The sequence below is a fragment of the Alteromonas sp. 5NS40-0096 genome, assembly GCF_057544385.1.
The window spans coordinates 260,612-281,831 of record NZ_BAAJLQ010000006.1; the positions used below are offsets into that span (position 1 = coordinate 260,612).

At 46.1% G+C, this 21,220-nt stretch carries 19 protein-coding genes and 1 tRNA gene; 18 read left to right on the top strand and 2 right to left on the bottom strand.

What is annotated here, in order from left to right:
• Positions 1-6 precede the first annotated feature (6 nt).
• Both AC27G9_RS17970 and AC27G9_RS17975 read left to right on the top strand, forming a co-directional pair.
• Positions 7-1,221 carry an MFS transporter gene (locus tag AC27G9_RS17970; RefSeq protein ID WP_487075888.1) on the top strand — a complete coding sequence of 405 codons (1,215 nt, stop codon included), beginning with the start codon at positions 7-9 and terminating at the stop codon, positions 1,219-1,221.
• Entirely contained in the window at positions 1,211-2,101 is an 891-nt protein-coding gene (locus AC27G9_RS17975) for an ROK family protein (protein ID WP_487075859.1), read from the top strand. The genes AC27G9_RS17970 and AC27G9_RS17975 overlap by 11 nt, the downstream gene beginning before the upstream one ends.
• Positions 2,102-2,137: 36 nt before the next feature.
• On the opposite strand, the gene gloA2 is transcribed toward AC27G9_RS17975, so the two are convergent.
• Positions 2,138-2,524, bottom strand: coding sequence for an SMU1112c/YaeR family gloxylase I-like metalloprotein (gene gloA2 / locus AC27G9_RS17980; RefSeq protein ID WP_487075860.1), 387 nt, complete (start codon positions 2,522-2,524; stop codon positions 2,138-2,140).
• A 79-nt stretch (positions 2,525-2,603) separates the two neighbouring features.
• On the opposite strand from gloA2, the gene AC27G9_RS17985 reads away from it, so the two are divergent.
• From AC27G9_RS17985 to AC27G9_RS18005, 5 genes are all read left to right on the top strand, one after another.
• Positions 2,604-3,122, top strand: a complete 519-nt coding sequence (locus AC27G9_RS17985) for a lipocalin family protein (RefSeq protein ID WP_487075861.1) — start codon at positions 2,604-2,606, stop codon at positions 3,120-3,122.
• Positions 3,123-3,243: 121 nt separating this feature from the next.
• Positions 3,244-4,287, top strand: coding sequence for a dihydroorotase (pyrC, locus tag AC27G9_RS17990; protein ID WP_487075862.1), 1,044 nt, complete (start codon positions 3,244-3,246; stop codon positions 4,285-4,287).
• On the top strand, positions 4,260-5,852 hold the full coding sequence (locus tag AC27G9_RS17995) for a substrate-binding periplasmic protein (protein WP_487075863.1): 1,593 nt from the start codon (positions 4,260-4,262) through the stop codon (positions 5,850-5,852). The genes pyrC and AC27G9_RS17995 overlap by 28 nt, the downstream gene beginning before the upstream one ends.
• A 121-nt stretch (positions 5,853-5,973) precedes the next feature.
• Positions 5,974-7,356, top strand: coding sequence for an ATP-dependent RNA helicase DbpA (gene dbpA, locus AC27G9_RS18000; RefSeq protein WP_487075889.1), 1,383 nt, complete (start codon positions 5,974-5,976; stop codon positions 7,354-7,356).
• Positions 7,357-7,391: 35 nt separating this feature from the next.
• Positions 7,392-7,595 (top strand): hypothetical protein, encoded by a 204-nt coding sequence (locus AC27G9_RS18005; RefSeq protein WP_487075864.1) that lies wholly within the window; start codon positions 7,392-7,394, stop codon positions 7,593-7,595.
• A gap of 49 nt (positions 7,596-7,644) precedes the next feature.
• Here the strand turns inward: AC27G9_RS18005 and AC27G9_RS18010 are convergent, their stop codons facing one another.
• Positions 7,645-9,714: a M13 family metallopeptidase gene (locus tag AC27G9_RS18010; RefSeq protein WP_487075865.1), complete on the bottom strand. Its 2,070-nt coding sequence runs from the start codon at positions 9,712-9,714 to the stop codon at positions 7,645-7,647.
• Positions 9,715-10,026: 312 nt separating this feature from the next.
• Between AC27G9_RS18010 and AC27G9_RS18015 the strand changes: the two genes are divergently transcribed.
• From AC27G9_RS18015 to rpoB, 11 genes are all read left to right on the top strand, one after another.
• On the top strand, positions 10,027-10,434 hold the full coding sequence (locus AC27G9_RS18015) for an MAPEG family protein (RefSeq protein ID WP_487075866.1): 408 nt from the start codon (positions 10,027-10,029) through the stop codon (positions 10,432-10,434).
• Between the two features lie 9 nt (positions 10,435-10,443).
• On the top strand, positions 10,444-11,061 hold the full coding sequence (locus AC27G9_RS18020) for an RraA family protein (protein WP_487075867.1): 618 nt from the start codon (positions 10,444-10,446) through the stop codon (positions 11,059-11,061).
• 40 nt (positions 11,062-11,101) lie between these two features.
• A complete protein-coding gene (locus tag AC27G9_RS18025; RefSeq protein WP_487075868.1) occupies positions 11,102-12,943 on the top strand; it encodes an ABC transporter ATP-binding protein in 1,842 nt (613 codons plus the stop codon).
• A 200-nt stretch (positions 12,944-13,143) separates the two neighbouring features.
• Positions 13,144-13,220 (top strand) — tRNA-Trp (locus AC27G9_RS18030).
• Between the two features lie 60 nt (positions 13,221-13,280).
• Positions 13,281-13,658 (top strand): preprotein translocase subunit SecE, encoded by a 378-nt coding sequence (gene secE / locus AC27G9_RS18035; RefSeq protein ID WP_487075869.1) that lies wholly within the window; start codon positions 13,281-13,283, stop codon positions 13,656-13,658.
• Between the two features lie 3 nt (positions 13,659-13,661).
• Complete coding sequence (gene nusG, locus AC27G9_RS18040; protein WP_487075870.1) at positions 13,662-14,207, top strand: transcription termination/antitermination protein NusG; 546 nt, start codon at positions 13,662-13,664, stop codon at positions 14,205-14,207.
• A gap of 252 nt (positions 14,208-14,459) precedes the next feature.
• Complete coding sequence (rplK, locus tag AC27G9_RS18045) at positions 14,460-14,888, top strand: 50S ribosomal protein L11 (protein ID WP_487075871.1); 429 nt, start codon at positions 14,460-14,462, stop codon at positions 14,886-14,888.
• A 4-nt stretch (positions 14,889-14,892) separates the two neighbouring features.
• The gene (gene rplA, locus AC27G9_RS18050; RefSeq protein WP_487075872.1) at positions 14,893-15,588 is read left to right on the top strand and encodes a 50S ribosomal protein L1; all 696 of its coding nucleotides are present in this window, start codon (positions 14,893-14,895) and stop codon (positions 15,586-15,588) included.
• Positions 15,589-15,895: 307 nt separating this feature from the next.
• Positions 15,896-16,414 (top strand): 50S ribosomal protein L10, encoded by a 519-nt coding sequence (gene rplJ, locus AC27G9_RS18055; protein ID WP_487075873.1) that lies wholly within the window; start codon positions 15,896-15,898, stop codon positions 16,412-16,414.
• 57 nt (positions 16,415-16,471) lie between these two features.
• Positions 16,472-16,846 (top strand): 50S ribosomal protein L7/L12, encoded by a 375-nt coding sequence (gene rplL / locus AC27G9_RS18060; RefSeq protein WP_487075874.1) that lies wholly within the window; start codon positions 16,472-16,474, stop codon positions 16,844-16,846.
• A 287-nt stretch (positions 16,847-17,133) separates the two neighbouring features.
• Positions 17,134-21,162 (top strand): DNA-directed RNA polymerase subunit beta, encoded by a 4,029-nt coding sequence (rpoB, locus tag AC27G9_RS18065; protein ID WP_487075890.1) that lies wholly within the window; start codon positions 17,134-17,136, stop codon positions 21,160-21,162.
• The last annotated feature ends 58 nt before the right edge of the window (positions 21,163-21,220 follow it).

The window sequence follows — 21,220 nt, forward strand, 5'->3', positions numbered from 1 at the left end:
TATCTTATGTTCATGATGTTCGCGATGACATCAGACTCCATTGGCGAAATCATCAAAGAGGTAAAGGTCGCCTTTTCGGTTACCAATGCTCAAGCTAGCTTGATGCACTCTTTACCTATGCTTGGCATCGCTTTATCTGGTTTGTTCTTAGGGTTTCTAGCCGATAAATTTGGTCGTAAAAAGACGATTATTCTTGGTCTAATGGTCTTTGCAGCTGCTTGTTACGGTTTTCTAGCGGCCAATAATTTTGTCGTGATTGTGAGTTTGATGACGTTGTCAGGTATCGCTGTAGGTATTTTTAAAACAGGGGCACTGGCACTGATCGGCGATATATCTAATTCCACTAAACAGCATACGTCCACTATGAACGGAGCAGAGGCATTTTTTGGCGTCGGCGCGATTATCGGCCCTTTGATTGTAGCGTACTTGGTGAGGCAAGGCGTCTCGTGGCAATGGCTTTATGTGATTGCGGGTGGGATGTGCACCCTATTGATTGTCGCAGCAAGCTTGGTGAATTATCCCGAGCACCATGTAGATCAAAAAGCAAAAGACAAGGTTTCCTTTGGTGATAGCTTAAAATTGCTCAAAGATCCCTACGCAATGGGCTTTTCTGTCGGCGCTTTTCTCTATGTTGCCGCTGAAAGTGCCATTTATGTGTGGATGCCAAGCTATCTAGTGTGTGATGCAACAAGTACCTCGGCTGCCTACGATTGTTACACCAATCAATCTACCCAGTGGCTAGCGATTTACTCTGTTGCTGTGTTTTTTGCGCTAAGAGCGGCAGGGCGTTTTGTTGGTATATGGATGATGGCTCGCTTCAATTGGACACTGGTACTTGCATTATTCAGCGCTGCCATTCTCGGTTGTTTCGTTGTAGGGCTGGTTGGCGGCAAACAAATAGCCTTGTTTACCTTCCCTCTCAGCGGTATTTTCATGTCGGTGATTTACCCGACATTCAATTCAAAGGGCATTAGCTGCTTTCCGAAACATCAGCACGGATCTGTGGCTGGCGTCATTCTTTTTTTTACTGCTGCTGGGGCGGCGGCAGGTCCGCTCATCATGGGATTGATCAGTGATACCTATGGAGGCGACGCAAAATACGGGTTTATCGTAGCAAGTGTATTCGCGTTTATTTTATTTTTGGGCTTGTTGTACAACTTAGTGAAAAACCCCACACAAAATCGATTGAACAAGATAGAGGCATCAGAATATGGCGCTTGAGCAACCGTATTACGGCGTAATTGAAGCCGGTGGAACCAAATTCAATTGCGCTATTGTCACTAGAGAGAGAGAGATAGTCGCTCAGCAACGCATACCGACGTTGATGCCGAAAGAAACGATTGAGGCTTGTATCGCCTTCTTTGAAAATCAGATGCAAGCAGGTTATGACATCAAACAGATCGGTATTGCATCATTCGGTCCTATCATACTTGATCCTCAATCTAACGAATGGGGATATTTTAGTAAAACGCCTAAACCGGGTTGGTCACATACGCCATTTGCGCCTGTTATCCGCGACGCCCTGGGCATTGAAGTCACCATAGATACAGATGTCAATGCGCCAGCTTTGGCAGAGTACAAGTGGGGTGCTGCTAAAGGTTGTGAGTCAGTTGTCTATATCACAGTAGGCACTGGTCTTGGCGGAGGTGTCGTGATCAACGGCAAGCCACTACACGGTGTCACCCATCCAGAAATAGGCCATATGGTCGTCGTGGCCCCCGAAGGGCAAACAGGAACATGTCCTTTTCATGAGTGTTGCGCTGAAGGATTAATATCAGGTGCGGCACTTGGAAAAATTTGGGGAACACCAGCCCATGAACTCGGCGATGAACACCCAGCTTGGGACAGCTTTGCTTTTGTGATGGGGCAAGTATGTCGAAACTTGATGCTGTGTTTTAGCCCAAATAAAATCATTTTTGGTGGCGGTGTAATGCAAAAACCAGGTTTGCTCGATAAGGTCGTCGTTGCAACACAAGAGCAACTCGGTGGGTATATTGCTTTTCCTGAAGGCATTAACCTAGAAGACATCCTTTGTTTGCCGGATTTGGGAGACAAGGTGGGTATTTTGGGGGCTTTGGCTTTACTTGACCAACGAGCTTAAATGCTTGAGAACGGCTGAGGCCGATGTATATCGGCTTCAATCTACTTGATACAGTTCAAGGGGTAAGTTATCTGGATCTTTGAAAAAAGTGAAGGCTTTGCCCGTATAGGGATCGATTCTTACCGGCTCACAGTCTACGCCTTTTTCCGATAGCCAGTCGACGGCGGCCTGCACGTTTGACACGCGAAAAGACAAATGGCGTAACCCTTGCGCCTCGGGACCAGAGGGCCTAACTGGCGCACCTGGGAAAGAAAATAATTCGATTTGATTGCCATCGGGTAACCGCAGATCACACTTATACGAATCCCTTTCTGCGCGATAATTTTCATCTATTACTTCACATTCAAGAGTATCGCGATAAAACGCTTTAGATGTTTGATAATCCGAGCAAATGATAGCGACGTGATGTATTCCTTTTAGCATTGATACTCCTGTTTAATCGCATATAAACCAGTTTTACTGACTACAAGTATAAGCTTGTTTATCCAAAGAGTTTATTCAAATGCGATTTTTAGTATTGGTTTGTGTGTTGTTGTTAAACGCTTGTACATCGATACCCGACGGCGTAGAGCCGGTAACCCCCTTTGATTCAGACCGTTACCTCGGTACTTGGTACGAAATAGCGAGATTTGACCACAGTTTTGAACGGGGCTTAAGTCGCGTGACTGCGACCTATTCCAAACGAGAGGACGGCGGCATTAAGGTGCTCAATAGAGGATATAGTGCCAAAAGTGATAGTTGGGATGAAGCAGAGGGCCGTGCTTACTTCGTGTCAGATGAAAACACTGGGCATTTAAAAGTTTCTTTCTTTGGCCCTTTCTACGCCAGTTACGTTGTTGCTGCTCTTGACCAAAAAGGCTATGAGTATGCTTTGGTCAGCGGACCAGATTTCGACTATTTATGGATTTTGGCGCGCACTCCTACAATATCCGATGAAGTAAAAAATGAGCTGTTAGACAAAGCAACCGAACTTGGTTTTGATATCAGTCAGTTTATTTTCGTTGATCAAAGTGCACAATAATCGCGCTTTCGCTCACTGATTTTTTGAGGTCGTGTTAGACTTAAGTATCCTTTTTGCACCATGGTTACGTGCAGAAGTTTTTTCAGTCTTGAATCAAGTTTGTAGTGAGGAACAAGAGTCAATGCGTAAGTTAACGATCAAAACGCCGGATGATTGGCATTTACACTTTAGAGATGACGATATGCTCAAAGAAACTGTGCCGGCAACGGCTCGGTGTTTCGCGCGGGCCATCGTGATGCCTAACTTGGTGCCACCGGTAACGAAGGCTGAACACGCGATGGCTTACAAAGCGAGAATTCTCGATGCTAGGCCTCAAGGTAGTCATTTTGAACCATTGATGACACTTTATCTGACTAACGATACTACGCCGGCTGATATAGCCGAGGCAAAGCAGGCTGGAGTAACAGCATGTAAATTGTACCCGGCCGGAGCCACAACAAACTCAGATGCGGCGGTTTCAGGTATTGAGGCGCTCTACCCAGTGTTCGAAGCGATGCAAGAGCAAGGGTTATTGTTATTGATTCACGGTGAAGTAACGGAACACCACATCGATATATTCGATCGAGAGAAAGAATTTATCGACCAGTACCTCGAGAAGATTGTCGCAACTTTCCCGGGATTGAAAATTGTTTTCGAGCACATTACGACAAAAGATGCGACAGAGTTCGTCTTGGCTTCTGGCAGTCATGTCGCCGCAACCATCACACCTCAACATCTATTGCTAAATCGCAATGACTTATTGGTCGGCGGTGTTCGCCCTCACAATTATTGTTTACCGGTATTGAAACGCAATATTCACCAATTGGCCTTGCAAGAGGTCGTGAAATCTGGGTCGCCTAAGTTCTTTCTCGGTACCGACTCAGCGCCTCATGCGAAGCACAAAAAGGAAAACGCCTGTGGATGCGCGGGTTGTTACAGTGCGTGGAGTGCAATAGAGCTTTATGCGCAGGTTTTTGACCAACTCGACGCACTCGACAAACTCGAAGGTTTTGCGAGTGAGTTTGGCCCTGCGTTTTATGGTTTACCCGAAAATGAAGGCACGATCACTTTGGTCGAGCAAGATTGGCAAGTACCAGGAGAGGTAACACTTGCAGATGGCACGGATATGGTTCCATTCTTTGCTGGGCAGACCCTGAATTGGAAACTCGAAACGCCATTGGCGTAGTTGATTACCGATTTCAAAGACTAACCGGGCTGGCTCTGCTAGCCTGGCTTTTGGCATTTTGTTCTGTGGCTACCGCCAAGACCATCAATGTTTTTAGTTCTCCTTTGCCCGTGTTCAGTGAAAAAGGCACGGACGGCAAAGCGACGGGTTATTCGGTCGAGCTAGCCCGACTTATCGCAAAAGAAGCCGGATACACCGCTACTTTTTTTCAGTTGCCATTTGAACAAAGCCAACGCCAGCTTCACTCCCAGCCTTTTCAAGTGACCACCGGGTTAGTCCGCATACCAGCGAGGGAGCAGGATTATCATTGGATAACGCCTATCAATGCTAACCCCATTCGCATTTACACGCGAAGTGATTCTGTTATGACGTCTAATGCGACGACGTTGCAAAGCTTACGGTCCGTTGCAGTGCTGAAAGAGGACTATCGGCACCAACTTCTCAAAGAACGCTACGAGGGCAAAATTATCGCCCTTGATAGTTGGGCAGATGCCATCACTGCGCTTCTGAACGATACCGTTGATGGCATCTTATTCTCAGAGGTGGGGGTAAATGCAATATGTAATCGTGCCCAGCTAGATTGCGCTACCTTACGGCAAGGACCGGTAATTGAAGTGTTTTACAGTTACATCGCCATGCCTAAAATGGAGGAAAACACAGAGGTAGCTGAAAAGTTAGCCAACGCTGCAATTGCATTTAAACGCTCTGTTGATTTTCTTAATCTTCATGCTCGGTGGCTGCCTTCGCTCAGTGATTTTTCAGCCAACGTCACGGTTGCTGAGGGTATCGTCGGTTTCGGGTTTGAATTGGAGGACGTCATCGTTGATGATATCTGGGTGATTACTTCCCCTGAACCCTTGTTTAGCCAACTGAATAGCCAGGGCCAACCAGAAGGATATGCGGTTGAATTAGTAGAGCAAGTTCTTCAAAGAGCAGGTATCAAAAAGCCCATACTTGCCGCGCCTTGGGAGCGCATCATGCGTGAATCGGAACAAAAGTCTAACGTTATCGCCTTTGCATTGACTCGCACCCCAGAGCGAGAGCCGCATCTGCATTGGATTACGCCGATTACTCGTGGGATTCACGGTTTATTCGGAGACAAGGCTTTTCCTAAATTGAACGCCTTGGATGAGATCGACAAACAAACCAAAATTGCCGTGCTTGCACACGATTATCGCAAAGATATTGCAGAGGAAAAAGGGCTCAACACTTTTGAATTTGCTACTTGGCCTGAGGCGGTTAAAGCGTTGGCGGAGGGAGAGGTCGATTTATTGTTTGGTTCGGATGGCGCGTTGAACTATGGATGTGAAAAGTCTGCGGTAAACTGTGATAATATGCACCGCGTTTTCGACTATAAAACCACGACGACCTACCTGACATTATCTAAACCCGGTACGCGAATCCCCCTCGTCGAGCGATTAAAGGCGGCAGCCTATGAGACCAAAAAAGGGGCGTTTATTGATAACTGGTCGTCCGATTGGGAGCTGTTCCTTAAGGCTCAGCCCATAGGCCCAGTGCATGTCGAAAAAGGTGTAGTTAACTTTTGGCAGCGTCCAACTGAATAAGTAGTACTGCAATAGGTTAACGGCTGAATTCCATTCGGTGGGACAGTTTTGAGGTTAAGACTAAAATAACCGAAATCCTGCTGACTTACCGAGCTTCCATCAATTTTTGTAAACAGGCGCTATTATCGTGACTGACTTTTCTTCTCTACCTTTATCTCAGGCACTATTCGAAGGGCTGGCTTTAGGTGAGTATACTGCAATGACACCCGTTCAGGCCCAAACGTTGCCAATTTCTTTGGCTGGTAAAGACGTTATTGCTCAGGCAAAAACAGGCAGTGGTAAAACGCTAGCGTTTGCACTTGCTTGTCTGCAAAAGGTGGATAGCACGAATCGACACCCTGAAGCATTGGTAATTTGCCCAACTCGAGAATTAGCAGATCAAGTCGCCGATCAAATTAGGTTACTTGCGCGCAAGATGCCGAATGTGAAAGTCGCTACGCTCTGCGGTGGTCAGCCAATGGGGCCACAGATTGCGTCGTTAAAGCACGGTTGCAACATTGTGGTGGGCACGCCAGGCCGTATTATGGACCACGTTGAAAAGCGTCGATTGAACCTCAGTGAAGTCAATATCCGTGTGCTTGACGAGGCAGATCGTATGTTGGATATGGGGTTTGCCGATGACCTTGCTGTTATTTTCTCGTCGGTACCCAACAATGTGCAGACGCTGATGTTCTCAGCAACTTACACTGAGAGCGTTACGCAGATGGCAGAGGCGTATCTCACTGGCCCTGAAGTGATTGAAGTTGACAACGAACAAGCGGAAACGCAGATTACGCAATTGGCTTATACAGTCTCAGACGCTCACCGCAACAACGGTGTTATGGCAGTGCTAACTCATTACCAGCCACAAAGTTGTATCGTGTTCTGTAATCGAAAGCGTCAAGCCCAAGACCTAGTTGAGGAATTGGTTGATGCGGGGTTTAGTGCTGGTGCTATTCACGGTGATTTGGAGCAACCGATGCGAACGCAGGTACTAGCACAATTTGCGTCAAATTCGATTAATGTGTTAATTGCAACAGATGTGGCTGCTCGAGGGCTCGATATTGCCGACGTAGATCTGGTAATCAATGCCCATGTCAGTGAAGAGTCGGAAGTCCACGTACATCGAATTGGACGCACGGGTAGAGCCGATAAAGAAGGCCTTGCTATCACGCTGGTTAGCGAAGCAGAAAACTATTTTTGGCAACGTATCTTAGACCTTGTGGGTAAAGAAATTCCACTCAAGGGAATACAAAGCCTGCGTTTTCACAAAAATCGTATTGTGATCCCACCTTATGTGAGTATTCTCGTAGATGCGGGTAAGAAAAATAAAATCAGGCCGGGAGATTTCTTGGGTGCATTGACCAAAGATGCTGATATTCCCGGCGATGACATAGGAAAAATCACGGTGCAGGCGACTCGCAGTTACATTGCGATTAAGTCTCGCAGTGTCAAACGAGCCATGGGTTTGTTTAGGGAAGGAAAGATTAAAGGTAAGCGCTGTCGCGCACGTAAGCTGAATTAATCAAACCGTTTAAAAAGACAAAAAAGGACTTTTGTATGAATACGAGTTTAATCGCCATCGCTGTTGTCTCGGTATTGGTCACTGCTGTGTTGGGTTACATACTTGGCAGAAAGAAAACGGCATCCCCCATGCTAACGGCGTTACTCGGCGCATTGTTGGGCATTGCACAACCATTGGGTTTGCTGTTTTTGGTGGTTCTTGCCACTAGGCATGACGTAAGGAATACCGCTAGAATTTAAAACCAATAAAAAAAGCCGGCGTTTGCCGGCTTTTTTATTGTCGATCGCGTTACCAGATTTTTACTCGATCGTCTGGCGCTAGATACAGTGCATTTTCAGGCTTAACATCAAATGCAGAGTAAAATTCAGGTACGTTTCGCACAGAACCATTGGCTCGGAACGGTCCTGGTGAGTGAGTATCGGTTTCAATGAGGTTGCGCAGGGCTTCGTCTCTAAATTTAACTGCCCAAACCTGCCCAAATCCGATAAATACCCTTTGATCACCAGTAAATCCGTCGATGACAGGGGCCGGCTCACCGTTCAACGATAAGTGATAAGCATTGAGGGCAATACTAATACCGCCTAGATCACCAATGTTCTCGCCCAGAGTGTACTCTCCATTAACATTGAGCCCTTCGAGAGCCTCAAATGCGCTGTATTGCTCAATCAGTTTTGCAGTGCGCGCCTCAAATTCTTTGCGGTCTTCATCTGTCCACCAGTTGCGAAGCACGCCGTCGCCATCAAAGGTGCTGCCTGAATCGTCAAAGCCATGGCCAATCTCATGCCCGATAACAGCGCCGATACCGCCGTAGTTAACGGCATCTTCTGCATTCATATCGAAGAATGGCGGTTGGAGAATCGCCGCTGGGAACACTATCTCATTTTGAGGTGGGCTGTAATAGGCATTTACCGTTTGCGGCGTCATGCCCCACTCTTGTTTCCACACTGGGCCACCTTGTTTCTTAAGCAACTCTTCGTAATTGGCGTCAGCAGAGCGTTTCAAGTTACCAAATAGGTCGTCCTTGTTTACCGTCAAGGCGGTATAGTCCTTCCACTCATCTGGGTAACCAATTTTCACCGTAAACTTCGACAACTTATCGAGTGCTTCTTTACGCGTGTCGTCTGTCATCCAATCAAGTTGCTCGATACTTTCTTTGTATGCCAACAATAGATTGTTAACCATTTCGGTCATACGTGCTTTTGCTTCTGGTGGGAAGTGACGTTTTACATACACTTTACCAATGATTTCGCCTACGTGATTATTGAGCAGGCTGACTGCACGGCGCCATTGTGGTGGCTTCTCTTCTAAACCTGACAGTACGCGGCTGTAGAAATCAAAATTAGCTTGGTCGAAATCGGATGATAGACGAGTAGCCGTACCTCGCAATAACCCCCAACGCAAGAATAGCTTCCAGTCTTCAAGAGACGTAGAAGCAATATAATCATCCATCTGCTTCATGAAATCGGTTTGCATCATGACTACGCCATCTAACTCCGTCAGGCGCGCTTCTTTCAAAAAGGCATCCCAATCAAACTTTGGCATAACCGACGTCAATTCAGGTGTCATCACTTTGTTATAGTTGGTTGCCCAATCTCGCGTTAGCTCTTTTTGCATGTGCATACCGGCAATTTCGGTTTCCATTGCCATCAATTTCGCCGCATTGTCAGCCGCGTTTTCGTCCCCTACCAGCGAAAGCATTTTCTCGATATGAGGCACATAGGCGTCGCGAATTTTTTGACTCGCTTCGTCATCTTTGAAATAGAACTCTCTTTCCGGTAATCCCAGGCCCGCTTGCCAGGTGTAAATCATATAGTTTTCAGGCGTTTTGAAATCAGCGTATTGCCCCATAGCGAAAGGCACGCCGAAACCGTATTTGTTAGCGTATGCAAAATACTCAGCGAGTTGAGTGTAGTTTTCGATCGCGTCAATTTTGGCTAATTCAGGTGTTAGCGGTGATGCACCAAGGGCATCTCGCGTTTCCATGTCCATGTAAGCACGGTAAAAATCACCGACTTTTTGTTCGTCACTACCTTGGGCAAAATCCCCTTCTGAAGAACTTTTGATGATGTCCATGACATCTTCTTGAGATTCGTCACGAAGAATGCGAAATGCGCCATAACTGGCTTTGTCAGCGGGAATCTCTACTGTCTCTAACCATTTACCATTTACGTATTTGAAAAAGTCATCACCTGGATTAACGGACAAATCCATATTGGCTTTGATAATACCTGAGGACAATGCTTGTTCTTGTTGGGCCTCGGTAGCCGTGCTGCTTTCATTGTTTGAGGTGGTAGAGTTTTGAGGGCTACATGCTGACAACGCAAAGGCGATGCCAAGAGCCAGTAGTGATTTTTGCATGAGAATTCCTGTAGTCGACGCGAATTGTCAATCGCTTGTAGTTTTAGACATTGCGATGGTCTTTTGACGCAAATTCAAAGCGTCTGACCCATTTAGTCTTATTCGAGACTATTAAATAGCATGCTTGAGCCAAGGCGCAAACTTTTTCATGGCCAAATACATACGTTGTAACAACTTAGTGTTATCCCCTGCTATAGTGACTAGGGCGTGTTGACCAAGATCATTTTGAATGATTCGGTTGGCTTTTTCGGTCTTTGAAGTTGAATAGAATTGCTGCTCATTCATCACCATTAACAATAAAAAGGATAAATTATGTCATTAACGGCCGTTTCATTAGCAGGATATATCGCATGGACTATGTTATTGCTACTCGTACTTGCGGGCTATCGAACAAAATTGGCAAACAGTGAGGCTCGCGGATTAAAATTTAAAGCCGATGGCTCTGATGTCCCCGAGTTCGGGCTGAGACTGACGCGCGCACAAGCAAATTGCTCTGAATCGTTTGCCTTCATTGGCGGCACAATGTTGCTGGCGCTGGCGACTGGTCAAAGTGGCTTAACTGATGGGTTGGCCCTTGTGTTGTTGGCAGCAAGATTAGGCCAATCAATAGTACACATAATTTCTATTTCTAACATGGCGATTCAAATTCGTTTTATTCTATTCCTTATTCAATTCGGCATTTGCGGATATTGGTTGTTTGCGATGCTAACTCAGCTATAGGAAAACAGAATGCACGATAAATATGCTCAGGTATCGGTTTGTGATTATGCTGATGCTTTACCGCGTAGCCAGTTTATGAATTATGAGATAAAACCGCTGTGGGCCGGTATGCCCAGAATAGCGGGCCCCGCATTTACCGTTTATTGCGCTCCGGACGACCATCTCATGCTGCATGCGGCGATTTATCGTGCCAACCCTGGTGACATTATCGTAGTACAAGCCTCTGACCAATTCGCCGTTGCTGGCGGCAATGTATGTGCGATTGCGCAAAAGAGGGGAATTAAAGGTTTTGTCGTTGACGGTGTGATTCGAGACCTTGCAGAAGTGCGAGAGATGGCCTTTCCTGTCTATGCAAGAGGCGTGATGGCAAAACCCGGTGCCAAAAAGTGTATATCGCCACTGAACCAACCAGTATTGTGTGGTGGTGTCACAGTTCACAGTGGTGATATCATTGTTGCAGATGAAGAGGGTATCGCAGCATTACCTAAATTGTCGGCAGATCAAAGCTTAGACATTGCGCAAAAACGCGCCCGTAAAGACAGCAGTATGTCATTAGACGAATGGCAAGCGGAACATTTCAGCAAAGTTGAATCGTGTTTACAAAAGCTAGGGTATAAAGAAAATTAACGCTCGGTGGCTGTTCCGCTGGGCAGTCATGGAGTATTCAATGTTCGCTTTTTTTGAGCGCCTCACAAAAGCCTTCCCAGATGAACCTTCCACGCAGCCGCCGAAAGGCTTGGTGGCATTCTGCCGCTTTTACACCAAGGGCATGTGGGGAGTCATTATTACCGTTTCTATGATCAGCGCCGTGATTGCGATGCTGGAGGTGGCGCTATTTGGCTTTATGGGTGACTTGGTAGATTTGTTTGCCACAGCCGACCCTAAAACGTTTTTGACCGAACAACGAGATACCCTGATCTGGATGGGTGTCGTCGTATTGGTACTGATTCCCGGTTTTGTGCTGCTCCGGGCATTGTTTAGCCATCAAGCTTTGTTGGGTAATTATCCAATGCGAATTCGCTGGCAAGCCCATCGCTACCTGCTTGGCCAAAGCTTGTCATTCTTTCACAATGAATTTGCAGGACGAGTGGCGACCAAAGTCATGCAAACATCCCTCTCGGTTAGAGAAACCGTGATGAAGATACTCGATCTCATGGTGTACATAGGGGTGTATTTCATTTCGATGGTGGTACTCATCTTTTCGACGGACTGGCGCTTGAGTTTACCGCTCATTGTGTGGCTGTTTGTTTACATTGTGGTTTTGCGAATTTTGGTACCTAAGTTAAAAGCGGTATCGCAAAAGCAGGCAGATGCGCGTTCGATAATGACGGGCCGCATAGTCGATAGCTATACCAATATCACCACGGTTAAATTGTTTTCCCACAGTAAACGTGAAGCTGAGTATGCCAAAGAGAGCATGGATGGATTTCTGCAAACCGTCTATCCACAGATGCGATTGGTTACGGTGCTTGAGACTGCAGTAGAACTGATCAACGCAATATTGATATTCGTTGTTGGTGCTATGGCGGTCTATTTGTGGATGCACAACCTGGCGACGCCTGGCGACATTGCAGTAGCGATTAGCCTTTGCTTACGCCTCAATGGTATGAGCCATTGGATTATGTGGGAAGTCTCGTCACTCTTTGAGCACATAGGAACGGTACAGGATGGGATTAACACCCTCGCACAACCGGTTGATGTCAAGGACGCCAAACAGGCCTCTGCACTTGTTGTCCAGGGTGGTGAGGTTAAGTTTGATAACGTCAATTTCTCGTACCGCGGAGCGGCAGATCAGCAAATAGATGTTTTTAAGCAGCTTCAGCTCAATATCAAACCCGGTGAAAAGGTGGGGTTAGTCGGGCGCTCTGGTGCAGGCAAATCTACCATGGTGAACTTGTTACTGCGTTTTTACGATACGCAATCAGGCAGTATTAAAATCGATGGGCAGGATATTACCCAAGTGCCCCAAGAGCAGCTTCGGGCACAGATAAGCATGGTGACTCAAGATACCTCTTTGATGCACCGTTCCGTGCGCGATAACATTGTTTACGGTCGGACAAATGCGACGGATGAAGAAGTGATTGCTGCAGCTAAACAAGCCGAAGCCCACGACTTTATTTTGTCTCTATCTGACAAAGAGGGCAGAACGGGTTATGACGCGCATGTTGGGGAACGTGGTGTGAAGTTGTCCGGTGGCCAACGTCAGCGAATTGCAATTGCACGTGTGCTGTTGAAAGACGCGCCCATTTTGATTCTTGATGAGGCGACATCTGCTTTGGATTCAGAGGTCGAAGCGGCAATTCAAGATTGCTTAAATACGGTCATGGAAAACAAAACGGTGTTAGCGATCGCACATCGGCTGTCAACCATTGCTCAAATGGATAGGTTACTCGTATTAGACAAAGGCCAGATTGTCGAATCGGGCACCCATTCCGAATTAGTCGCTAAAAATGGCATTTATGCCAAATTGTGGGCCCATCAAACCGGTGGATTCATAGGTCTGGAATAGGACGATTCTCAAAAAATTAAATACCGCAGGTCTAACCCGGTAACCGGCCTGTGGATTTTTCTCCCAAGGGTAGGAAACCGCTTGTATCTACTCGCAGGTTGAGTATAATACGCGTCCCTCCCTTGCGACTCCGCACTTTTCAAACAAAAGACGCAGTATTCACAAGGGTAGTGTAAGTAAATTTTGCCTAATGGCACCACAGGGGTGTAGTTCGAATTGGTAGAACAGCGGTCTCCAAAACCGATGGTTGGGGGTTCGAGTCCCTCCACCCCTGCCAAATTTAGTAGTCCTTACAATATGTAAGGTGAGTTCGACGCAGTACGGCTGGGATCGTGAGATGAGCGAAAAAACGGAAAATTCGTCCAATGTATTGGACATGTTCAAATGGGTGATTATTGTTGCCCTATTGGCAGGCGTGATTGTTGCTAACAACATGCTAGGTGAAGTGTCAGTACTTATTCGTGCTGTAGGCGCCGTGGTTGCAGTTGCCATTGCTGCCTTTATCGCTTCGACCACTGAAAAAGGTCAAGCGTTCTTGACGTTTGCAAAAGAGTCGCGCATCGAAGTTCGCAAAGTCGTATGGCCGACGCGTACAGAAGCAAATCAAACTACGGCTATCGTCCTTATCGCTACCTTAGTAATGGGACTTATCCTTTGGGGTATCGACGGTATCTTGGTTAATCTTGTCAACTTCGTAATGAGTATTGGGAGCTAACGTATGTCTGAAGAAAACACAAAAAGATGGTACGTGGTTCAAGCTTATTCTCAATACGAGTCGCGTGTTAAGAAAACTCTACTTGAATACATCAAAATGCACGAGATGGAAGACTACTTCGGACAGGTCTTAGTACCAACTGAAGAAGTGGTTGAAATGCGTGCAGGTCAAAAGCGCAAGTCTGAACGTAAATTCTACCCAGGTTACGTACTGGTAGAAATGGAAATGAACGAAGATTCTTGGCACTTAGTGAAAAGTGTACCTCGTGTACTTGGTTTTATTGGTGGTACTTCTGACCGCCCAATGCCAATCACTAAGAAAGAAGCAGATGCTATCTTAAATCGTCTAGAAGAAAACGTAGACAAGCCAAAACCAAAGACATTGTTCGAACCAGGCGAAGTGGTACGCGTTACCGATGGTCCTTTCGCAGACTTCAACGGTGTTGTAGAAGAAGTCGATTACGAGAAGAGCCGAGTCAAAGTGTCGGTACTTATTTTCGGTCGCTCTACGCCAGTTGAGTTGGAGTTTGGTCAAGTCGAAAAAGGCTAACCCGCAACAAGACACAAAAAAGCGGCCAACGGCCGCTTTTTCTATTTATGAGAGCAGTGTTCTAGTTGACGCGCGTTTGACGAATGCGCAATGAAGGTTCGCTTAGTTTTTCTACACTTTGTGTAAAATTACTATTGCTTATCTTTTGAACGTCAACTATAATTCGCGCCCCTTGATTTGGAAACGGGGAGCCGTTTGAGCAGGCAGACTCACTGTTTGCGAGGCGATTGACCCACTAGAGAGAGCAATAAAATGGCTAAAAAAGTAACTGGCTTAATTAAGCTACAGGTTGCAGCTGGTGCTGCTAACCCAAGTCCACCGGTTGGTCCTGCACTAGGTCAACATGGTGTGAACATCATGGAATTCTGTAAGGCTTTCAACGCGAAAACTGACAGCCTTGAGAAAGGTGCTCCGGTACCAGTAGAAATTACTGTATACGAAGACCGTTCTTTCACATTCGAAACGAAAACTCCTCCTGCGTCTTTCTTGCTTAAGAAAGCAGCTGGCATCAAGAGTGGTTCTGGTCGTCCTAACACTGAAAAAGTGGGTACTGTTACTCGCGCTCAGTTGGAAGAGATTGCTAAAGCTAAAGAACCTGACTTGACTGCTGCTGATTTGGATGCCGCGGTACGCACTATCGCTGGTTCTGCACGTAGCATGGGCTTGAACGTAGAGGGTTAATCGAATGGCTAAATTATCTAAACGCGCACGTCTAATCCGCGAAAAAGTTGACGTAACAAAAGACTACGAAATCAACGAAGCTGTTGCTCTTCTTAAAGAACTTGCGACTGCTAAATTCGCTGAAAGCGTAGACGTAGCCGTAAACCTTGGTATCGACGCTAAGAAATCTGACCAAAACGTACGTGGTGCAACTGTACTACCTCACGGTACTGGTAAAGATGTTCGCGTTGCAGTATTCACTCAAGGTGCAAACGCTGACGCTGCTAAAGAAGCTGGTGCTGACATCGTAGGTATGGAAGACCTTGCTGAGCAAGTGAAAAAAGGCGAAATGAACTTCGACGTAGTTGTAGCTAGCCCTGACGCAATGCGCGTTGTTGGTCAACTAGGTCAAATCCTAGGTCCACGTGGTCTTATGCCTAACCCTAAAACGGGTACAGTAACGCCAGACGTTGCTACGGCTGTTAAGAACGCAAAAGCGGGCCAGGTTCGTTACCGTAATGACAAGAACGGTATCATCCACGCGAGCATTGGTAAGATCGCTTTCGAAGCTGATCAAATCAAAGAAAACCTTGAAGCTCTACTTGAAGCGCTTAAGAAAGCTAAGCCTTCTTCAGCAAAAGGTACGTTCTTCCAGAAAGTTAGCCTAAGCACAACTATGGGTGCTGGCGTTTCTGTTGATAAAGCGAGCGTAGGTCAGTAATTGACTGATGTAGGGGTAACCCTGCATTCTCTTAAGGTTATGGGTTGGAGCTGATTCATACACGACATCAGTTGTGGACGAATACGGCTCCCGTCCAAGACCGCAGGTGCGAAACAGTGAAAGAGGTAAGAGAACTTTCACATTCAATGTCTCGCTTAATCTAACAGCCTGCGCAGACGGTGGTTTGACTCAGACTCTCTGGGATAACAAACACCGTAGAGCGGTACTTGCATTGGTAAGTATCAATCTGTGAACCCTGATTATCTATCGTTATTTGATGGTAATCAGATACAAAGAGGTGAACTCAGTGGCACTAGGCTTAGCAGCAAAGAAAGAGATCGTAGCGGAGATTACCGACGTTGCATCTCAAGCTCTATCCGTTGCCGTCGCTGAATACCGTGGGATGGAAGTTGCAGAACTGACAGACCTTCGCGTTAAAGCTCGTGAACAAGGCGTATACCTACGCGTTGTACGTAACACACTAGCTAAGCGTGCATTGGCTGACAGTAAGTTTGCTGACATGGAAAGCGCACTAACAGGTCCGCTTATCTATGGTTTCTCTCTTGAAGCACCAGGTGGTGCAGCGCGTCTTTTCAAAGATTTCGCTAAAGAGAACGACAAGCTAAACGTAACTGCACTTTCAATTGGTAGTGGTCTACTTGGTCCTGAGAAATTGGACGCAGTTGCTTCTCTACCTACTCGCGACGAAGCACTTGCAAAACTACTTGCAACCTTCAAAGCACCGGTTGGCAAATTCGTTCAAACAATCAACGAAGTGCCTACCAAGTTTGTGCGCGTATTGGCGGCGATCAAAGACGAGAAGTAATTCTCATCTTTGGCATATTGATTTTTTTAACTTATTAATTCCAGGAGTTTAGAGAAAATGGCTCTAACTAAAGAAGATATCTTAAACGCGATTGCTGAAATGCCGGTTATGGAACTGGTTGAGCTAATCGAAGCAGCTGAAGAAAAGTTCGGCGTAGAAGCAACTGCAGCAGTAGCTGTAGCTGCAGGTCCTGCTGCTGCAGCTGAAGCTGCAGAAGAAAAGACTGAGTTCGACGTAGTTCTTACTGCAATCGGTGGCAACAAAGTTGCTGTTATCAAAGCAGTACGTGGTGCAACTGGCCTAGGTCTTAAAGAAGCTAAAGAAGTAGTTGAGTCTGCTCCTAAAGCTATCAAAGAAGCAGTAAGCAAAGACGAAGCTGAAGAACTTAAGAAGACGCTTGAAGAAGCTGGCGCTGAAGTTGAAGTTAAGTAATCTACCTTTTCAGGTTGCTTAACTGCCGGTAATACGGCAGAGGCTGGTGGTTTTTTAGACCACCAGCCTTTTTGCGCTGTAGGGTGCACAGTTTTAACCCTTTAACTGTTACCACTTTGCGCAAATCGGGCTATCATAATTTAGGCATAAAACCAACAGCTTAACTAATATTTTAGTTTTATTTGGTGTATGCTAGCTAAATTGCCCTAAAAAAGGGTTGTGGAAGTTTGTTGTCCAAGCATTTTTGGACAGCAGGTTGGGTCATAAATCAGCAGGCTGAGGAACCCATGGTTTACTCTTATAGCGAAAAGAAACGTATCCGTAAGGATTTTGGCAAACGCCCACAGGTACTGGAAATACCATACCTTCTTTCAATTCAGCTTGATTCTTTCAAAAAATTTATTGATATCGATGTCGATGGTCAATATGGTTTGGAAGCAGCATTTCGTTCAGTTTTTCCGATAAAAAGCTACTCTGGCAGCTCGGAGCTTCAATATGTGAGCTACCGTTTGGGCGAGCCAGTATTTGACGTTAAAGAATGTCAAATTCGTGGCGTCACTTATTCTGCTCCATTAAGAGTAAAACTTCGGTTAGTGCTTTTTGATAAAGAAGCAGCACCGGGTACTGTTAAAGACATCAAAGAACAAGAAGTATACATGGGTGAAATCCCATTGATGACTGAAAACGGTACTTTCGTAATCAACGGTACTGAGCGTGTAATCGTATCTCAGCTACACCGCTCACCTGGTGTATTCTTTGATCACGATAAAGGTAAAACTCACTCGTCAGGAAAAGTGCTTTATAACGCACGTGTGATTCCTTACCGTGGTTCATGGTTGGACTTCGAGTTTGACCCTAAAGATAACCTATTTGTTCGTATAGACCGCCGTCGTAAGCTGCCTGCTTCAATTATCTTGCGCGCGTTGGAAATGACAACCGAAGAAATCTTAGATACTTTCTTCGATCGCGTGTCTGTACGTATTGCTGATAACAAGTTGATGATGGAAATCGTTGCTGATCGCCTTCGTGGTGAAACGGCAGCATTCGACATCCTTGATGGTGAAGGCAACGTACTAGTAGAGACTGGCCGCAGAATCTCTGCACGTCACACACGAGCTCTAGACAAAGCTGGTGTTACAGAACTAGAAGTACCTGCTGAATACCTTATCGGCCGCGTTTATGCGCGTACCTATATAGATGAAGAAACTGGCGAAGTTATCGTTAATGCGAACGACGAAGCGACATTAGAAAACATGGCTGCACTCAGCCAAGCTGGTGTGAAAGTCTTCGAAACGCTATACATTAACGAACTGGACCACGGTTCTTATATTTCTGATACCTTGCGTATTGATTCTTCAACTAACCGCCTTGAAGCGCTAGTTGAGATCTACCGCATGATGCGTCCTGGTGAACCACCAACGAAAGACGCAGCGGAAACATTATTTGATAACTTGTTCTTCTCAGACGAGCGCTATGACCTTTCTTCTGTAGGTCGTATGAAGTTCAATCGTCGTTTGGGTCGTGACGAGTCGACAGGTCTAGGTACTCTAGATAAAGAAGACATCATCGCTGTTATGCAACGTCTTATCGCCATTCGTGACGGTAAAGATGAAGTGGATGATATCGATCACCTAGGTAACCGTCGTATCCGTTCTGTTGGCGAAATGGCTGAAAACCAATTCCGTGTTGGTCTTGTACGTGTTGAGCGTGCAGTTAAAGAACGCTTGAGCTTAGGCGATCTAGACAACGTAATGCCGCAAGATCTTATCAACGCTAAGCCTATTTCGGCTGCGGTTAAAGAGTTCTTCGGTTCTAGCCAGTTGTCACAGTTCATGGACCAAAACAACCCGCTTTCAGAAGTAACGCACAAGCGTCGTATTTCTGCATTAGGCCCAGGTGGTCTAACACGTGAGCGCGCGGGCTTTGAAGTTCGAGACGTACACCCGACTCACTACGGTCGCTTGTGTCCAATCGAAACGCCTGAAGGTCCAAACATCGGTCTAATCAACTCATTGTCGAGTTTTGCTCGCACCAATGACTTTGGTTTCCTAGAAACACCTTATCGTCGTATCGTAGACGGTATCGTGACTGATGAAATTGATTATTTATCAGCAATTGAAGAAGGCCAGTATGCGATTGCACAGGCAAACGTACTACTGACTGAAGAAGGTGCATTGGCAGAAGATTTGATTCCATGTCGTCACCGTGGTGAAACAACTCTGATGCCAAGTGAAGACATCAAGTACATGGATGTTTCACCTCAGCAAATCGTTTCAATTGCAGCAAGCATTATCCCATTCCTAGAACACGATGATGCTAACCGTGCCTTGATGGGCGCGAACATGCAACGTCAAGCAGTACCTACATTGCGCGCTGATAAGCCGCTAGTTGGTACAGGTATGGAAAAAACCATCGCGGTTGATTCTGGTGTAACTGTTGTTGCGAAGCGTGGTGGTGTAATCGACTACGTAGATGCAGCGCGTATTGTTGTTAAAGTGAATGAAGAAGAGATGCTTGCTGGTGAAGCGGGTATTGATATCTACAACCTTAACAAATACACCCGTTCTAACCAGAACACCTGTATTAACCAGCGCCCAACTTGTAGCGTCGGTGACCCAGTTGTTACTGGTGACGTATTGGCAGACGGCCCGTCAACTGACTTGGGTGAATTGGCACTAGGCCAGAACATGCGTATCGCGTTCATGCCTTGGAACGGTTATAACTTCGAGGATTCAATCCTTATTTCTGAGCGCGTAGCGCAAGAAGACCGTTTCACGACAATTCACATTCAGGAACTCAGCTGTATCGCTCGAGATACCAAGCTTGGGCCAGAAGAAATCAGTGCTGATATTCCTAATGTTGGTGAATCTGCTCTTAGCAAGCTAGATGAATCTGGTGTTGTTTACATTGGTGCAGAAGTCAAAGGCGGCGATATTCTTGTTGGTAAGGTGACACCTAAAGGTGAAACTCAGCTAACACCGGAAGAGAAGCTATTGCGTGCGATCTTCGGTGAGAAGGCGTCTGACGTTAAAGATACCTCTCTTCGCGTACCAAACAGTGTTCACGGTACGGTTATCGATGTACAAGTCTTTACTCGCGATGGCGTAGAAAAAGACAAGCGTGCGCTTGAAATTGAAGACATGCAATTGCGTCAGGTGAAGAAAGATCTTTCTGACGAATTTAACATCCTAGCGGATGGCATCTTCAGCCGTGCACAAAACGTATTGGTTAAAGGCGGTACTGACCTAGCTAAGCTAGAGAGCTTGCCTCGTGAGAAGTGGTTCGACATCCCATTAGCGGACGTTGACGCACAAAACGAACTTGATCAGATTGCAGAGCAACACTCTGAAATTAAAGCTGACTTCGATAAGAAGTTTGAAATCAAGCGTCGTAAGATCACTCAAGGTGATGACCTAGCGCCAGGCGTACTTAAGATTGTTAAGGTTTACCTAGCAGTTAAACGTCACATCCAGCCTGGTGATAAAATGGCCGGACGTCACGGTAACAAAGGTGTTATCTCAACTATCCAGCCTGTTGAAGACATGCCATACGACGAGAACGGCACACCAGTTGACATCGTGCTCAACCCACTAGGTGTACCATCGCGTATGAACATCGGTCAGATTCTAGAGACTCACTTGGGTATGGCTGCCCATGGTCTTGGTGTGAAGATTGACCGCATGATCAAAGAACAGCGTGAAATCGCTGAAATGCGTGACTTCCTCAAGCAGGTTTACACGCTTGGTGAGAATCACCAGGAAGTGGATATCGATAACTTTACGGACCACGAAGTAAGACGTCTTGCAGAAAACCTACGCAAAGGTGTTCCAGTTGCAACGCCAGTATTTGATGGTGCTCGCGAGAGTGAAATCAAAGAAATGTTGAAGCTTGCTGATATTCCTGAAAGCGGTCAGATTTCATTGTTCGACGGTCGTACAGGTCGTGAGTTTGAACGTCCAGTAACAGTCGGTTACATGTACATGTTGAAACTTAACCACTTGGTTGATGACAAGATGCACGCTCGTTCAACTGGTTCGTACAGCTTGGTTACTCAGCAGCCTCTTGGTGGTAAAGCACAGTTCGGTGGTCAGCGTTTCGGTGAGATGGAAGTATGGGCACTTGAAGCATACGGTGCAGCATATACGCTACAAGAAATGCTTACAGTTAAGTCGGATGACGTTAACGGCCGTACTAAGATGTATAAAAACATCGTTGATGGCGACCACAGAATGGAGCCTGGCATGCCAGAATCATTCAATGTACTACTTAAAGAGATTCGTTCTTTGGGTATCAACATTGAACTGGAAGAGAAGTAAGCCGAGCTTCGCTGAGATAGATCTGATGGCCTGAGTACGCTCAGGCCTACGTATAAGA

Bases quoted from the DNA above. Each gene is read 5' to 3' on its own strand.
- AC27G9_RS17970 (WP_487075888.1), top strand. From the start codon at position 7: ATGTTCATGATGTTCGCGATGACATCAGACTCCATTGGCGAAATCATC.
- AC27G9_RS17975 (WP_487075859.1), top strand. From the start codon at position 1,211: ATGGCGCTTGAGCAACCGTATTACGGCGTAATTGAAGCCGGTGGAACC.
- gloA2 (WP_487075860.1), bottom strand. From the start codon at position 2,524: ATGCTAAAAGGAATACATCACGTCGCTATCATTTGCTCGGATTATCAA.
- AC27G9_RS17985 (WP_487075861.1), top strand. From the start codon at position 2,604: ATGCGATTTTTAGTATTGGTTTGTGTGTTGTTGTTAAACGCTTGTACA.
- pyrC (WP_487075862.1), top strand. From the start codon at position 3,244: ATGCGTAAGTTAACGATCAAAACGCCGGATGATTGGCATTTACACTTT.
- AC27G9_RS18005 (WP_487075864.1), top strand. From the start codon at position 7,392: ATGAATACGAGTTTAATCGCCATCGCTGTTGTCTCGGTATTGGTCACT.
- AC27G9_RS18010 (WP_487075865.1), bottom strand. From the start codon at position 9,714: ATGCAAAAATCACTACTGGCTCTTGGCATCGCCTTTGCGTTGTCAGCA.
- AC27G9_RS18015 (WP_487075866.1), top strand. From the start codon at position 10,027: ATGTCATTAACGGCCGTTTCATTAGCAGGATATATCGCATGGACTATG.
- AC27G9_RS18020 (WP_487075867.1), top strand. From the start codon at position 10,444: ATGCACGATAAATATGCTCAGGTATCGGTTTGTGATTATGCTGATGCT.
- AC27G9_RS18025 (WP_487075868.1), top strand. From the start codon at position 11,102: ATGTTCGCTTTTTTTGAGCGCCTCACAAAAGCCTTCCCAGATGAACCT.
- secE (WP_487075869.1), top strand. From the start codon at position 13,281: ATGAGCGAAAAAACGGAAAATTCGTCCAATGTATTGGACATGTTCAAA.
- nusG (WP_487075870.1), top strand. From the start codon at position 13,662: ATGTCTGAAGAAAACACAAAAAGATGGTACGTGGTTCAAGCTTATTCT.
- rplK (WP_487075871.1), top strand. From the start codon at position 14,460: ATGGCTAAAAAAGTAACTGGCTTAATTAAGCTACAGGTTGCAGCTGGT.
- rplA (WP_487075872.1), top strand. From the start codon at position 14,893: ATGGCTAAATTATCTAAACGCGCACGTCTAATCCGCGAAAAAGTTGAC.
- rplL (WP_487075874.1), top strand. From the start codon at position 16,472: ATGGCTCTAACTAAAGAAGATATCTTAAACGCGATTGCTGAAATGCCG.
- rpoB (WP_487075890.1), top strand. From the start codon at position 17,134: ATGGTTTACTCTTATAGCGAAAAGAAACGTATCCGTAAGGATTTTGGC.